The sequence below is a fragment of the Streptomyces purpurascens genome (assembly GCF_045040895.1).
Taxonomy (GTDB): domain Bacteria; phylum Actinomycetota; class Actinomycetes; order Streptomycetales; family Streptomycetaceae; genus Streptomyces; species Streptomyces purpurascens.
Genome location: NZ_CP108341.1, coordinates 5985815 through 6000800, shown reverse-complemented (window position 1 = coordinate 6000800; position 14986 = coordinate 5985815). Strand labels below are relative to the sequence as shown.

Here is a 14986-nt window from a genome sequence, read left to right as displayed (position 1 = left end):
AGGCGTGAAGATTCGGTGAGCAAGGGGGCGCGACGGGAACGACGAAGGCAGGGGCTCGCACACCGTGGTGCGAACCCCTGCCTGAAGGTGGTGCTGTCACCGCGGCCGGCCGTGACGATGTTGCTGGTCAGGGCACTCTCGGTAGACCGGCCGCGGAGTCTTGGGTGCGGGTCTCAGCCCAGGCGCTTCACCAGCGCGCGGTACTCGTCCCACAGTTCCTTCGGCGTGTGGTCGCCGAAGGTGTTGAGGTGCTCGGGGACCAGGGCGGCCTCCTCGCGCCAGACCTCCTTGTCGACCGTGAGCAGGAAGTCCAGGTCGGCGTCGGACAGTTCGAGGCCGTCCGTGTCGAGGGCGCCCTTCGCCGGCAGGACGCCGATCGGCGACTCGACGCCCTCGGCCGTGCCGTCCAGGCGCCCCACGATCCACTTCAGGACACGGGCGTTCTCGCCGAAGCCGGGCCACACGAACTTGCCCTGGTCGTCCTTGCGGAACCAGTTGACGTAGTAGATCTTCGGCAGCTTGGACTGGTCCTTGTCCTTGGCCACGTCGATCCAGTGGGCCATGTAGTCGCCCATGTTGTAGCCGCAGAACGGCAGCATCGCGAACGGGTCGCGGCGCAGCTCGCCGACCTTGCCCTCGGCCGCGGCGGTCTTCTCGGAGGCCACGTTGGCGCCGAGGAAGACGCCGTGGTTCCAGTCGAAGGACTCCGTCACCAGCGGTACGGCGGTGGCGCGGCGGCCGCCGAAGAGGATCGCCGAGATCGGCACGCCCTTGGGGTCCTCCCACTCCGGCGCGATGATCGGGCACTGCGAGGCCGGAACGGTGAAGCGGGCGTTGGGGTGGGCGGCCGGGACGCCGGACTCCGGGGTCCAGTCGTTGCCCTTCCAGTCCGTCAGGTGGGCCGGAGTCTCCTCCGTCATGCCCTCCCACCAGATGTCGTTGTCGTCGGTGAGGGCGACGTTGGTGAAGACGGAGTTGCCCCACAGCGTCTTCATGGCGTTGGCGTTGGTGTGCTCGCCGGTGCCGGGGGCGACACCGAAGAAGCCGGCCTCGGGGTTGATGGCGTACAGCCGGCCGTCCTCGCCGAAGCGCATCCAGGCGATGTCGTCGCCGATGGTCTCGACCGTCCAGCCGGGGACGGTCGGCTCCAGCATGGCGAGGTTGGTCTTGCCGCAGGCGCTCGGGAAGGCCGCGGCGACGTACTTGGCCTCGCCGCGCGGCGGGGTGAGCTTGAGGACCAGCATGTGCTCGGCCAGCCAGCCTTCGTCACGCGCCATCACGGAGGCGATGCGCAGGGCGTAGCACTTCTTGCCGAGCAGGGCGTTGCCGCCGTAGCCGGAGCCGTAGGACCAGATCTCGCGGTCCTCGGGGAAGTGCGAGATGTACTTGGTCTGGTTGCAGGGCCAGGGGACGTCCTCCTGGCCGGGCTCCAGCGGGGCGCCCAGGGTGTGCACGGCCTTGACGAAGAAGCCGTCGGAGCCGAGCTCGTCCAGGACCGCCTGGCCCATGCGCGTCATCGTGCGCATGGCGACGGCGACGTACGCCGAGTCGGTGATCTCGACGCCGAGCGCGGACAGCGGCGAGCCCAGCGGGCCCATGCAGAAGGGCACGACGTACAGGGTGCGGCCGCGCATCGAGCCGCGGAACAGACCCCCTTGGCCCCCGGCACCCTGGAAGATCTCCCGCATCTCGGCGGGGGCCTTCCAGTGGTTGGTCGGGCCCGCGTCCTCCTCCTTCTCGGAGCAGATGAACGTCCGGTCCTCCACGCGGGCGACGTCGGTGGGGTCGGAGGCCGCGTAGTAGGAGTGGGGGCGCTTGATCGGGTCGAGTTTCCGGAAGGTGCCCTTCTCGACGAGCTCCCCGCACAGGCGCTCGTACTCGGCCTCGGATCCGTCACACCAGACCACGTTGTCCGGCTGGGTCAGCTCGGCGATCTCGTTCACCCACGAGATCAGCCCCTGGTGAGTGGTGGGGACGGTGGGAGCCGCGATGTCGCGCGCCACGATTGCTCCTAAATGAGGGTTTTGTGTTGATGTGGAGGCCCCGTGGGGGCTGCGACCCGGATGCTTCACGGTGAACTCAGGCGCTCATCCGGTGCCGACCGCACTCATTTGATCATCCGACGTCCGCGCCCATCTGTCCAGAGGAGCGCACAGGTGAGCAACGTGAGGATCGCCACGGTTTCTCGCGACGCTTTGCGTGCACGTTGGGTTCATATGACCGTCCGTTTGCGTAACCATCATTCGGCGACGGTTGAGAGGATGGCCACTCTTCATCGGCCAATCGACCCGACCGATAGGTCACTTACGGTTCCGTAGCTACCATTCGGCCATGACTGCGTTCGTCCCCGACGCGCCCTCGGATACGCCGGCCGACGGCCGCGGCCCGGTGGCGCTCTCGTTGCCGCACCCGGTGAAGCCCAAGCTGCGCGGCTGGCTGCACCTCGGCATGTTTCCGGCCGTTCTCGTCGCGGGCCTGGTGCTGACCGCCCTCGCCGACTCGACCAGAGGACGTATCGCTTGCGGTGTCTTCGCGCTGACGGCGTGCCTGCTGTTCGGCGTGAGCGCGCTGTACCACCGGGGCGACTGGAGTCCGCGCATGGACGGCGTTCTGCGCCGTCTGGATCACGCCAACATCTTCCTGATCATCGCGGGCACGTACACGCCGCTGGCCATGCTGCTCCTGCCGGGCGCCAAGGGTGAGTGGCTGCTGTGGGGCATCTGGGCCGCGGCGGCGGCCGGGATCATCTTCCGCGTCTTCTGGGTCGGCGCCCCGCGCTGGCTCTACACACCGTGCTACATCGCGATGGGCTGGGCGGCCGTCTTCTATCTGCCGGACTTCATGCGGGCCGGCGGTATCGCCGTCCTCGTCCTGGTCATCGTCGGCGGCCTGCTCTACAGCGTGGGCGGCGTGGTCTACGGGATCAAGAAGCCCAACCCGTCGCCACGCTGGTTCGGCTTCCACGAGGTGTTCCACTCCTTCACCCTGGCGGCCTTCATCGCGCACTACGTGGGGATCTCGCTGGTGGCGTACCAGCACGCGTAGATCCCCCACCCGACCTCCACGGCCACGGCTCTCCAGCCGTGGCCGTTCTCGTTGTACCCGGACCCGGACCGCAGATTGACAGTACCTGTTTTTTGAGAGTTACTTTCATTTCATGGCTACTGTCACTAACGGGGTCCGGCAGGACCCGCGCCGCTGGTGGGCCCTCGGTGCCCTGGTCGCGAGCATGCTGACGCTCGGCTTCGACATGACGATCCTCAACGTCGCGCTGCCGACCATGGCCGCGGACCTCGGAGCGACCACCGGCGAGCAACAGTGGATGGCAGACGCCTACGTCGTAGTGTTCGCCGCCCTGATGCTCCCCGCCGGGCTGCTCGGCGACCGGTTCGGGCGGCGGCTGATGCTGGTCACCGGGCTCGGGATCTTCCTGGCCGGCTCGGTCGCGGGCACCCTGGCCGGGGACGTGACCTGGGTCGTCGCCGCCCGTGCCGTGATGGGCGTCGGCGGTGCGCTGGTCATGCCGCTCGCGCTGTCCGTGCTGCCCTCGCTGTTCGGGCCGGACGAGCGCGGCAAGGCCATCGGCGTCATGTCGGCCGCCTCCGCGCTCGGCATGCCGCTCGGCCCGATCCTCGGCGGCTGGCTGCTCGACCACTTCTGGTGGGGCTCGGTCTTCCTGGTCAACGTCCCGATGGTCGGCATCGGCATCACGGCCTGCCTCTTCCTGCTGCCGGAGACGAGCGACCCGGCCTCCCCCAAGGTCGACACGATCTCGAAGGCACTCACCGCGGCCGGCCTCGGCGCCCTCGTCTACGCCATCATCGAGGCGCCCACGCGCGGCTGGGGCGACCCGCTGGTGGCCGGGTTCCTCACGGGCTCCGCGGTCCTGCTGACCGCGCTGGTCCTGCGCGAGCGCCGGGCGGCACGGCCCATGCTCGACATGGAGCTGCTCGGCCACCGGGGCTTCCTCGTCAACACGCTCACGGCGACCCTGGTCACCTTCGTCCTGGCGGGCCTGCTGTTCCTGCTGCCGCCCTACCTCCAGGCCGTCCTCGGCCACGACGCCCTCGGCACCGGGCTGCGGCTGCTGCCGATGATGGGCGGGCTGGTGGTCGCCGCGCGCGCCGCCCAGCCGGTGGCCGCCCGGCTCGGTCCCCCCGCGGTGGTCAGCGGCGGCCTGGTGGTGCTGGCCTTCGCCGCGTTCCTCGGCAGCCGCACGGCGGCCGACTCCGGCTACGGCTTCACCGCGCTGTGGCTGACCATCACGGGCATCGGCTTCGGTTTCGCCGTGGTCCCGGCGATGGACGGGGCGATGGCGGCGCTGCCCGCCGACCGGGCCGGCAGCGGCTCGGGGCTGCTCATGACCCTGCGCCAGGTCGGCAGCGCGATCGGCATCGCCCTGCTGGGCAGTCTGCTCGCGGGCGTCTACCGGGACCGGCTCGACGTCACCGGGCTGCCCGCCAGGGCCGCCGACACCGCCGGGGAGTCCGTGGTCGCCGCGCACCTCGTCGCCGAGCGGACCTCCACGCCCGGACTGGCCGCCTCCGCGGACAGCGCGTACGTCCACGGCATGGGCGTCGTCCTGCTGGTCTGCGGCGTCGCGTCCCTGGTCGCCGCGCTGTTCGCCGGGGCGTTCCTGCCCGGCGCACGGTCCGCCCCGGGTGGGGCGAGCGGCGCCCCGGCCATGGCCGAGCCCGAGGCCGATGCCCGACAATGACCTTCATGACGGCCCCACGCACCACCCCCGCCGACCGGCCCCCACTGGGACTCCGGGAGCGGAAGAAGATCAAGACCCGCCAGGCGATCCGCGGCGCGACCTACGCGCTGATCGAGGAGCAGGGCTACGACGCCACGACGATCGAGCAGATCGCCGACCGTGCCGAGGTGTCGCCGTCGACCGTCTTCCGCTACTTCCCGACCAAGGAAGACATCGTCATCACCGACGAGTGGGACCCGGTCATGCTGGCGGAGCTGCGGGCCCGGCCGGAGGACGAGTCGTGGGCCGACGTCCTGAGGCACGTGATGCGCAAGGCACTCGACCTGAGCCTCGCCGAGGAACCCGAGGTGACCCGGCTGCGGACGCGGCTCGGGGTCGAGGTGCCGGCGGTCCGGGCCCGCATGATCGAGAGCACGGCGGCGACCGGTCTGCTGCTCCGCGAGGCCCTCGCCGAGCGCTCCGGGCTCGACCCCGACAGCCTGGAGCTACGGGTCTTCGCCATGTCCGTGATGGGCGGGCTGATGGAGGTCTCCCACTACTGGGCCGAGACCGGCCACCGGGACGACATCCGGGACCTCGTCGACCGCGCCCTGGACGTCCTGGAACACGGCCTGCCGACCGGAAAACCCTGAGGCGGCGGCCCTCCGCCGTGTCATCCTGACCGGGTGAACGGTCCCGAGATCCACGTCGAGTTCGCCCCCGAGCTCCATGTGTTCGTCCCCCTGGCCCGGCGTGCGGGCACCGTACGGACGGCCACCGACGGTGTCGCCGGCCTCGGCCATGTCGTCGAGTCGCTGGGCGTGCCGCTGACCGAGGTGGGCGCCCTGGTCGTGGACGGCCGCGAGGTGCCCGTCTCGCACGTCCCGGCGGCCGGCGAGTCCGTGACCGTACGGACCGTCGCACGCCCCCAGAAGGTCCCGGGCGCTCCCCTGCGCTTCCTCCTCGACGTGCACCTCGGCACCCTGGCCCGCCGGCTGCGGCTGCTCGGCGTGGACACGGCCTATGAGTCGACCGACATCGGCGACCCGGCGCTGGCCGCGCTGTCGGCCGCCGAGCAGCGGGTGATGCTGAGCCGCGACCGGGGGTTGCTGCGGCGGCGGGAGCTGTGGGCCGGGGCGTTCGTGTACAGCACGCGTCCCGAGGAGCAGCTCCGGGACGTCCTGGACCGGTTCCGCCCCGAGCTGCTTCCCTGGACGCGCTGCACCGCCTGCAACGGGGTGCTCCGCAAGGCGACCAAGGACGAGGTCTCCGACCAGCTGAAGCACGGCACGCACGCGACGTACGACGTGTTCGCGCAGTGCACGGAGTGCGGGCGGGCCTATTGGAAGGGCGCGCATCACGAGCAGCTGGAGGCCATCGTGGAACGCGCCCTGGCGGAGTCACGCGGTCAGCGCTGACCCTTCTTCACATCACCCTTTCCACAGGCGATTCCGTCCCTGTTCCGGTCCAGGTTCAGTGGGTCGTCCTTGCCGTTGATCTTCAAGCGGCCGTAGTCGTTGGCCTTGAGCCACGCGCAACGGTCGGCCGTCGTCTTCCTCACCTCCGCCGGGAAGTCGGTCGGGACGCAGACGTTGATCGAGCCGTAGTGGCGGTCGCAGCCGGAGATCGTCGGGCTGACCTTCTGCGAGGTGCGCTTCTTGCCGGGCCCCGCGGCCTTGCCCTTCGGCGCGTCGGCGAAGTCGTGGACATGCGCTGACGCGTCCGTGGCCTTGAGCGCCTGCGGGCCCTGGAGGTGCACCCACTCGGCCACCGACGGCACTCCATTCGCGTCGACCGCGAAGAGCATGTACCAGCCGGGCGGGGCCAGGTTGGGGTTGCTCGTCACGTTCAGGTCGACGTTGTTGCCGTCCACCGACAGGGGCAGGTCCACGAACCGCTGGTTCGGGTCGGAGGAGTGCGTGACGGCGGCCGGACGGATCAGCTCGGCCTTGGCGATGGGCCGATCGACGGTGATCCGCTGGGTGTCGCCGTAGGTCCACTCGGTGTCGATCACCGAGGTGATCGTGGGGCGTGGCCCCTTGAACAGGTAGGGCGGGCTGTACACCGACACGTCGTGGTTCCAGGTGCCGTTGCCCGGGTTGTCGCCGCTCGTCATCACCCGGCCGTCGGGGAGCAGGAACGCCGACGAGTGGTAGCCGCGCGCCTCGGGGTCGACGGCCACCGGGTCGAAGGTCTCCGACTCCGGGTCGAAGATCGACGTCTCGTAGACCGGGTTGGCGCGGTTGTGCAGCGCGCCGCCCGTCTCCAGCACCTTGCCGTCGGGCATGAGCACGGCGGAGACGTACATCTTGCCCTGGTCGCCGGTCTGCGGGACCGGGCCGTTGCCGAGGTCGACCGTGCCCTGCGGGATCGGCGGCCCGGCCACGTACGAGGGGTTCGGCTGCTTGAGGTCGATGATGTCGGTCAGGCGGTTCGCCTCCGGGTTGGAGTCGATGTTGCCGCCGCCGAGGGTGAGGACCTTCTGGTCCTGCGCCGGGGGCAGCAGCACGCTGGCCGACTGGTCGCGCTCGTCCTTCTTCCGGAGGCCCGGCACCTGGGTGACCGTGTTGGCGTCGTAGTCGTAGAGCGCCGAGCCCGTGCCCGGGATGTTGTTGCCGAAGACATGGCTGCCCGAGTAGAAGAGGCGGCCGTCCTGCATGAGGATCATCGAGGGGTACAGGCCCCAGTAGGACCAGGTCTGGTTGACCTTCCACAGCGGCTGCCACTGCTGCCCGGCCTCGGAGAACAGTTCGGCGGTGACCGAGCCGGTGGAGTCCTCGCGCAGTCCGCCGAAGGAGATGACGTCGCCGTTGCCGAGGATCGTGGCCGACGGGTACCAGTGGCCGTCGTTCATGTCGTTGGTCCTGGAGTAGGTCTCGGTCTCCGGGTCGAAGACGTACGAGTCCTTGTAGCCCTGATAGCCGACGCGGCCGTCCGCCGACGGAAAGCCCTTGTTGCCGCTCATCACCAGCACGCGCCCGTCCTGGAGCTGGACGTGCCCGGCGCAGAACATGTCCTTCGGCGTCGGGACGACCTTGTACGAGCCGTCCGCCGGGTCGTAGACCGCGGAGGTGAAGGTGCCGGCCTCGAACATCGACTCGTCGTTGCCGGAGCCCGCGATCAGCAGCACCTTGCCGTTGTGCAGGACGACGGAGTGCATGGAGCGGACCGGGTTCCGGGTGGGCAGGACGTCCCACTCGCCGTTGGCGCACTGCTCGGCGGTGCCGGTGCACCGCGGCGGCAGGACCGGGTCGGGGACCTGGTCCATCGTGTAGTCGTCGGTGGTGGCGGAGCCGGTGCCGTAGACGGAGACGCCCCAGGAGATGCGGTCGGTGCCGGCCGGGACCTCGGGGGTGCGGACCGTGGCCTCGGTCCAGTTCCCTGCCGTCTCCAGCGTCTTGAGGTCGGTCCAGTACTGCCAGCCGGCCGTCGCGTCGTGCCGGAAGAGGGTGAGGGCGGCGTCCGGGGTGGTCGTCTTGTACCAGAGGCCGAGGTCGTACTGCTTGCCCGGCGTCACCACCGGTGCGCACTCGGCGGATTCGGTGATCAGGGCCTTGCGGTCACCGTCGGCGCGGCGGGTCAGTTCGACCTTCATGGCCTTGCCGCCGGAGTGCGCGTCGGCCGTGGTGGTGAAGGTGAAGTCGTTGTCGCCCCAGCCGGACTTCTCCCAGCAGTACGGCATGTCGCCGGTGCCTGCGGTCTCGAAGCCCGGGTTCTTGATCAGGTTGGCGGCGGAGGCGGTCTGCGGAGAGGCCAGCAGCAGGCCCGAGGTGAGGCCCGCCACGGCCAGGAGTGCGGTAGATCTACGACGTCTGTTCACACGGCTCTCCTTGCTCTGCGGTGCTCCCGCGCACGGGCTTCTCACGCCCCCGGCGCGGCAGATAGACCAGCGCTTCGGTCCCCGCGAAGCGCAGGACGAACGTCGTCACCAGCGCGAGCGCGGTGGCGGACAGCACACCCAGGTGGAACTGGTGCACGAACAGGGCGATCAGCGGGATGCGCAGCACCAGATCGGCGTTGGCGAGCAGCGCGAACCGGCCGGCCCGGTCCCACCAGCGGCGGTGCCGCCGTCGCTCGCGGAACAGCAGATGCTCGATGAGCAGGAAGTTCCAGGCGACGCCCAGCTGGTTGGCGAGGATCTCCGCCGGTACGTAGTGCATGCCGAGCGCGGTCAGCGCCCACAGGCCGACCAGGTTCGGCAGGAAGCCGGTGAGCCCGATCAGGCCGAAGCCGACCATGCGCGCGGCCGGCGAGGCGGTGCGCAGCCCGGCCAGGTGGCGCAGGAAGCGCAAGCCCTCCTGGGCGGTCGACTTGGACTCCCCGGCGAACCGGTCCTGGAAGACGAAGGGCACCTCGGTGACCGTGCGCGGGCGGCTGCGGACGGCGAGTTCGAGGAGGATCTTGTAGCCGAGCGGCTGGAGGACCTCCGCCGTGACCGCGCTGCGGCGGATCGCGAAGAAGCCGCTCATCGGGTCGCTGATGCCGCGCAGCCGGCGCGGGAACAGCGCCTTGGTCAGCCAGGTCGCCCCACGTGAGACGAACACCCGGTAGCTGCCCGCGAGCCCGGCCCTGCTGCCGCCCTTGATGTACCGGGAGGCGACGACGAGCCCGGCGTTGGCCCGCTCGCCGGTGGCGACCAGGTCGGGCACGAGGGACGGCGGGTGCTGGCAGTCGCCGTCCATGACGACGATCCAGTCGGAGGTCGCCGCCTTCATGCCCTCGACGACCGCGCCGCCGAGCCCGCCCACCGGCTCGTCCCGGTGCAGGACCGTCACCGGGAAGGGGCAGTCCCGCGCCGCCTTCTGGATGACCTCGGGCGTGTCGTCGGTGGAGTCGTCCACGAAGACGACCTCGCAGGGCAGCCGGGCCGGTACGGCCTCGGTGATCTGGTGCAGCAGCTGCCCTACGTTCGCCGACTCGTTGAACGTCGGTACGACGATGGTGACGGCGCCCGGTTCGGGGATCTCGGTGGTCTCGACGACCTCCCCGGGGACGGTGGACTCCTGGCTCATCGCGCGCCTCCGGCGGACGTCTGGATCTGGCGGATCTCGATGCGGTCCTCGCCGGTGCCGAAGGTGGCGACCGGGTCCGAGTGCTCCATGGCGGCCTTGACGTTGGGCAGGTCGGCCGCGTCACGCCGTACCGTCGGCGAGGCGACGACGTAGTCCAGGTCCTTCCAGCCGCGCGGCATCGTCTTCGTCACCGCCGGGTCGAGGTCGGCCTTGTAGAACCAGATGACGCCGAGCCCCGGCCGGTAGCCCTGGTGCACCAGGTCCAGCCAGAGGGCGTCGTCCACCAGCACCCGGGTGCGCTCCGGGTCCTCGACCTCCGTGGCCAGCCACTTCGAGGCCGCCTGGTAGCCGGCGTTGGCGTCGGTGGTGACGGCGATGCGGGCACCGTCGTACCAGCGCGGTAAGACGTAGGCGCCTGCGGCGAGGGCCAGGACCGCGGCGAGCGTGTACCGGCCCAGGCTGACGTACCGTTTCTCCGCCTCGGAGCGCCAGCGGCTCAGCACCCCGTGGGCGACGGATGCGGTGCCGCCGGCGAGGACGAGCGCGAGGAACGGCAGGGCCTGGATGACGTACATCGCGGGCAGGTAGCCGTTCGGGCGCAGGGCCAGCGCGGCGAAGATCGCGACGGCCAGGGCCGGTCCGGCCAGGGCCCGGGCGGTGACCGACCAGCGCCAGGTGGCGAGCAGCAGCAGGGCGCCCGCGAGACCACCGAGGGGCAGGACGCGGTCGTAGTACAGCCACGACTGGAGCACGCCCCAGGAGCCGGAGCCCTGGTCGAGGATGAAGCCCGAACCGGGTCTGGTCATCTGGTACTTGACGCCGTCCCAGAGGGACACGTGCCCGGCGCCCGGCAGCAGCTCGCCCTTGAGCAGGGCGAACAGGGGGTACGAGAAGCCGATCAGCGTGCAGGCCGTGACGGCTCCGGTGAGGGCGAACTTGCGGGTGTCCCGGTGGCTGTGCCGCCACATGGTGAGGAACAGGGCGGGCAGGACGAGCAGCATCGTCTCTTTGGTGAGGACGGCCGTGGCGGCCGCGATCCCCGCGCCGAAGTGGTGCCAGAGGTGACGGCTCGGGGACGCGGCGAGGGTGAAGGCCAGCAGCGTCCACATCACCGCGAGGTTGTCGAGGAAGATCTCCCGCTGGAGGACCACGGACAGCGGGGAGAGCCCGAAGAACACCATGCCGAGCCCGGCCGCCCAGCGGGGCAGCGCCAGGCGGCGGCCCAGCACGAAGACCAGGACCGCGCTGACGCCGCTGATCAGCAGCATCGCGGCACGCATGGTGCCCACCGTCATCGACTCGGGGCTGATCAGCGCGGGGATCCAGGTGAGCAGGGCGATCTGGATCCAGCCGAGGGGCGGATGGTCGTACCAGTAGGTGTAGTGGGCCAGGCCGTCGCCCTGCTGCACCGACCAGGCCTGGGCGAGGTAGGTGCCCTCGTCGTCGCTGAGGGCCGGGTAGTCGGCGATGTTCCAGCCCTGCACGGTGAGGACCGCGACCAGGAGGACAGCGCACAGGATCAGGTCGGGCCGGGAGGAGCGGAGCCGGCTCGGCGGCTCGGGTGTGCGACGGGTCGAACCGGCCCCCGGCACAGACCGCCGCTGCGCGGGGACCTTCGGGGCGGTCGCCGCGGGAAGGGTGGAGGTCACGCGGGAACGTCCTCTCGGGTCACGGGCACGTCCTCGACGTCCTCACGGGGGTACGGGGTGTCCGCCCGGCTCGCGGCCGTCTCGTCGAGATGGGCGCCGACATGGGTCGTCAGCTCCCAGTCGTTGCGGCCGCGCTGCTCCCGCCACACGGCGCGCACGGCCGCCCCGGCGAGCAGGACCTGGTAGAAGGGGCCGCCCAGGACCAGCTTGAGGTAGTGCGCGAAGCGGACACGCAGTCCGTACTGCCTGCCGAAGTCGTGCAGTCCGACGACCTCGAAGACGAAGGTGACCAGGGCGGTGACGGCCGGCAGGAAGGTGATGAAGGCGATGCCGACGGGCACGTCGAGGAACAGCGCGATCGCCACGTTCAGCGGGATGATCAGGCCGGTGAAGGCCTGCATGAACGGCGTCATCAGGGTGTAACGGGCGAGCAGCCGCTGCCCGAGGGTGGGCAGTTGCTTCCAGTCCTTCTTCCGGTACACCTGGAGGAACCCCTGGTTCCAGCGGGTGCGCTGCTTCAGCAGGGACATCAGCGAGCCCGGGGTCTCCTCCCGGGTCACCATGTCGGAGTCGTAGGCGACGACGACCTTCTTGCCGACGCTGGAGAGCCGTACGCCCAGGTCGCAGTCCTCCGCGAGGCAGTCGGGGTCCCAGCCGTCGGCTTCCCTCAGGACGTCCGTGCGGACGAAGACGGTGTTGCCGCCCAGCGGAATGAAACCTTTCTGCGCATGCAGATGGAGCCGCGAGCGGAACCAGAAGAAGTACTCCAGGCAGTTGCGCAGGCTGTACCAGCTGGAGTGGAAGTTGATCAGCTGCACGCCGCCCTGGACGACGTCCGCGCCGGTGGTGCGGAAGGCGTGGTCGACGTGCGCGAGGAGCTCGGGGTGGACCTGGTCCTCCGCGTCGAAGACCCCGACGACATCGCCGCGGCAGTGCGGCAGGGCCGTGTTCATGGCCTTCGGCTTGTTCTTCTTCTCGTGCGTGTCGACGACGACGCGGACCCGTGGGTCACGTGCCGCGGCCTTCTCGGCCACCTCCGTGGTCTCCGGGTCGTCGTGCCCGACGATCACGATGATCTCGAAGTCGGTGTGGCTCGACTCCAGCAGCCGCTGGATCGTGTGGTCCAGCACCGCCTGTTCGTGCCGGGCGGGCAGCAGCAGCGAGAAGGAGACGTGCTCGTCCCCGTCCGGACTGCTGAACCGCGTGGAGGCGAGCACTTCCGGCGTACGCCAGGCGTGCATCTGCCACCACAGGGTGAACGCCGCCATCCAGAACAGGGCCAGTGACACGGCAGCGATGAAGACAGACGTCAGCAAACAGATCCCCCCAGATCCCTTAAACCCCCAGGCGTGACGGTGTGCCGGTGCGGCCCCATCCGTCACGTCACCGTGGAGAGATTAGGGGGGAACTGTGAAGCCTGGGGGCTGTTCAGATAAAGAGCGTGTTTCCCTTGATTCCCGACTTCAGTCGTTCAGCACCGCACGCAACCGGTCAACTTCCGTTGTCGGCGCGTCACATGTGAAGTTACGGCAGACATACGCGGTTGGTTCACCCCCGACAAGGGAACGGTCCGCGAGCAGCGGAAACTCGTCGCTCTCCGGCGCGCCGACGGCGACGACCGCGCCCGGCGCGGTGCCCAGAAGTGCCGTGCGGTGCAAGGTCTTCGTGCCCTCGTGATCGAGGGACGGCCCCACGATCGCGACCTCGCGGGGCCCGTCCAGCACGGCCTCCGCCGCGGCGAGCCCCCAGCCGATGAAGCGGGGCACGCGCGGCCCGAGCGCCTTGACGACACCCAACGCCCGCTCCGCGGCGGTGCGATGGGGCTCGGATCCGGTGTGCGCGGCATAGGCGAGCAGGGCGTTCGCCGCCGCGGTCCAGCCGGACGGGGCGGCGTTGTCGGTCGGGTCCTGCGGGCGGCGGATGAGCTGCTCGGCGTCGGCGGCGGTGTCGTACAGGGAGCCCGACTCCGGGTCGGTGAAGCGGACCAGGACGTGGTCGACGAGGAACCCGGCGAACTCCAGCCAGACGCCCTCACCCGTGACGGACGCGAGCGCGAGGAAGCCCTCCGCCACGTCGGCGTAGTCCTCCAGTACGCCCGCGTTGGCGCCGGCGTGGCCGTCCTTGCTGGTGCGGGTGAGCCGGGCCTGCTCGTCGAGGTGCAGCCGGACCAGGAGGTCGGCGGCGGCGACGGCGGCCTCGACGAGGTCGGGCCGGTCGAAGTAGGCGCCGGTCTCGGCGAGCGCGGCGATCGCCAGCCCGTTCCACGCGGCCACGACCTTGTCGTCCCGGCCGGGCGCGGGACGCTCCGACCTCGCCGCGAGCAGCCGCTCCCGGACGGAGGCGATCTTCCCGGCGTCGACCAGCACGTCCTGCTGCTGAGGCAGCTGCAGGACGGAGGCACCCTCTTCGAAGGTGCCCTCCTCGGTCACACCGAAGTACTGCGCGGCGAGCTCGGCGTCCTGCTCACCGAGCACCTCACGCAGCTGCTCGGGCGTCCACACGTAGTACACGCCCTCGACGTGCCTGCCCGTCCCGTCGTCGCTGTCGGCATCGAGCGCGGAGGCGAACCCGCCCTCGTTCGTCCGCAGTTCGCGCACCATGAAGTCGGCGGTCTCCAGGGCGACACGGCGGGCCAGCTCCGAGCCGGTGGCACGCCAGAGGTGGGCGTACACCCGGCACAGCAGGGCGTTGTCGTACAGCATCTTCTCGAAGTGCGGCACGACCCAGTCGCGGTCGACGGAGTAGCGGGCGAAGCCGCCGCCGAGCTGGTCGTAGATGCCGCCCCGGGCCATGCGCTCGCAGGTGTCGGACGCCATCTGCAGGGCACCTTCGGCACCGGTCCGCGCGTGATGCCGCAGCAGGAACTCCAGCACCATGGACGGCGGGAACTTCGGCGCCCCGCCGAATCCGCCGCGCTGCGGGTCGTACTCCCGGGTGAGCCCGAGCAGCGCCTGCGCGAGCTCCTCCTCACCGGGGGTCCGGGCGTCCCCGTAGGAGATCTCCCGGCCCGCCAGATCCCGGACGATCTTCCCGGCGACCTCGGTGACCTCGTCCCGCCGCTCGTCCCACGCCTGGTGCACGCCCTGGAGCACCTGCCGGAACGAGGGCATGCCCTGGCGGGGCGCGGGCGGGAAGTAGGTGCCGAAGTAGAAGGGCTCGGCCTCCGGCGTGAGAAAGACGGTCATGGGCCAGCCGCCCTGCCCGGTCGCCGCCTGCACGGCCTCCATATAGACGGCGTCGACGTCGGGGCGCTCTTCGCGGTCGACCTTGACGCTCACGTAGTGCGCGTTGAGGTACTCGGCGGTCTGCTGGTCCTCGAAGGACTCGTGTGCCATGACGTGACACCAGTGACAGCTGCTGTAGCCGACGCTGAGCAGGACGGGCACGTTCCGCTTGCGGGCCTCCTCGAAGGCCTCCGCCGACCAGGGCCACCAGTCGACGGGGTTGTCGGCGTGCTGAAGGAGGTAGGGGGACGTCTCGTGCGCCAGTCGGTTCGGCATGGTGTCCATCCTGCCGCAGTACCCCGCCGGTCACGCGTCAGGCGCTGCCCGGGCGACGCTCCCGACGCACGCCCGCCGGGCACGCGGCGCGCCTCCGGGCCCGTGTCTTCACACAATCACGCGGGGCAC

10 protein-coding genes are annotated in these 14986 nt (G+C 70.3%); 4 read left to right on the top strand and 6 right to left on the bottom strand.

The genetic code is table 11. The features are described 5' to 3' along the window. Positions 1 to 173 precede the first annotated feature (173 nt). A complete protein-coding gene (locus tag OHU35_RS27485; RefSeq protein ID WP_189722944.1) occupies positions 174 to 2003 on the bottom strand; it encodes a phosphoenolpyruvate carboxykinase (GTP) in 1830 nt (609 codons plus the stop codon). Positions 2004 to 2331: 328 nt separating this feature from the next. Here OHU35_RS27485 and OHU35_RS27480 point away from each other — a divergent pair, with 328 nt between their 5' ends. From OHU35_RS27480 to OHU35_RS27465, 4 genes are all read left to right on the top strand, one after another. Next, positions 2332 to 3045 (top strand): hemolysin III family protein, encoded by a 714-nt coding sequence (locus OHU35_RS27480; RefSeq protein ID WP_189722943.1) that lies wholly within the window; start codon positions 2332 to 2334, stop codon positions 3043 to 3045. A 112-nt stretch (positions 3046 to 3157) separates the two neighbouring features. Further along, positions 3158 to 4717, top strand: coding sequence for a DHA2 family efflux MFS transporter permease subunit (locus OHU35_RS27475; RefSeq protein WP_405507250.1), 1560 nt, complete (start codon positions 3158 to 3160; stop codon positions 4715 to 4717). A gap of 5 nt (positions 4718 to 4722) precedes the next feature. Continuing rightward, positions 4723 to 5349, top strand: a complete 627-nt coding sequence (locus tag OHU35_RS27470; protein WP_359886829.1) for a TetR family transcriptional regulator — start codon at positions 4723 to 4725, stop codon at positions 5347 to 5349. A 33-nt stretch (positions 5350 to 5382) separates the two neighbouring features. After that, positions 5383 to 6114, top strand: a complete 732-nt coding sequence (locus OHU35_RS27465) for a Mut7-C RNAse domain-containing protein (protein ID WP_189722941.1) — start codon at positions 5383 to 5385, stop codon at positions 6112 to 6114. Here OHU35_RS27465 and OHU35_RS27460 read toward each other — a convergent pair. The 5 genes from OHU35_RS27460 to OHU35_RS27440 all read right to left on the bottom strand — a co-directional run bounded on the left by OHU35_RS27460 (position 6105) and on the right by OHU35_RS27440 (position 14857). Further along, complete coding sequence (locus OHU35_RS27460) at positions 6105 to 8516, bottom strand: galactose oxidase-like domain-containing protein (protein WP_405507248.1); 2412 nt, start codon at positions 8514 to 8516, stop codon at positions 6105 to 6107. The two genes, OHU35_RS27465 and OHU35_RS27460, sit on opposite strands and share 10 nt — an antisense overlap. Further along, positions 8500 to 9708 carry a glycosyltransferase family 2 protein gene (locus OHU35_RS27455; protein ID WP_359886834.1) on the bottom strand — a complete coding sequence of 403 codons (1209 nt, stop codon included), beginning with the start codon at positions 9706 to 9708 and terminating at the stop codon, positions 8500 to 8502. The genes OHU35_RS27460 and OHU35_RS27455 overlap by 17 nt, the downstream gene beginning before the upstream one ends. Then, positions 9705 to 11357 carry an ArnT family glycosyltransferase gene (locus OHU35_RS27450; protein ID WP_405507245.1) on the bottom strand — a complete coding sequence of 551 codons (1653 nt, stop codon included), beginning with the start codon at positions 11355 to 11357 and terminating at the stop codon, positions 9705 to 9707. Before OHU35_RS27450 ends, OHU35_RS27455 begins: the two co-directional genes overlap by 4 nt. After that, on the bottom strand, positions 11354 to 12673 hold the full coding sequence (locus OHU35_RS27445) for a glycosyltransferase (protein ID WP_189722937.1): 1320 nt from the start codon (positions 12671 to 12673) through the stop codon (positions 11354 to 11356). Before OHU35_RS27445 ends, OHU35_RS27450 begins: the two co-directional genes overlap by 4 nt. Positions 12674 to 12820: 147 nt before the next feature. Further along, positions 12821 to 14857, bottom strand: coding sequence for a thioredoxin domain-containing protein (locus OHU35_RS27440; protein ID WP_405507243.1), 2037 nt, complete (start codon positions 14855 to 14857; stop codon positions 12821 to 12823). Positions 14858 to 14986 lie beyond the last annotated feature (129 nt).

Coding starts and splice junctions, on each gene's coding strand:
- OHU35_RS27480 (WP_189722943.1), top strand. CDS start 2,332: ATGACTGCGTTCGTCCCCGACGCGCCCTCGGATACGCCGGCCGACGGC.
- OHU35_RS27475 (WP_405507250.1), top strand. CDS start 3,158: ATGGCTACTGTCACTAACGGGGTCCGGCAGGACCCGCGCCGCTGGTGG.
- OHU35_RS27470 (WP_359886829.1), top strand. CDS start 4,723: ATGACGGCCCCACGCACCACCCCCGCCGACCGGCCCCCACTGGGACTC.
- OHU35_RS27455 (WP_359886834.1), bottom strand. CDS start 9,708: ATGAGCCAGGAGTCCACCGTCCCCGGGGAGGTCGTCGAGACCACCGAG.
- OHU35_RS27440 (WP_405507243.1), bottom strand. CDS start 14,857: ATGCCGAACCGACTGGCGCACGAGACGTCCCCCTACCTCCTTCAGCAC.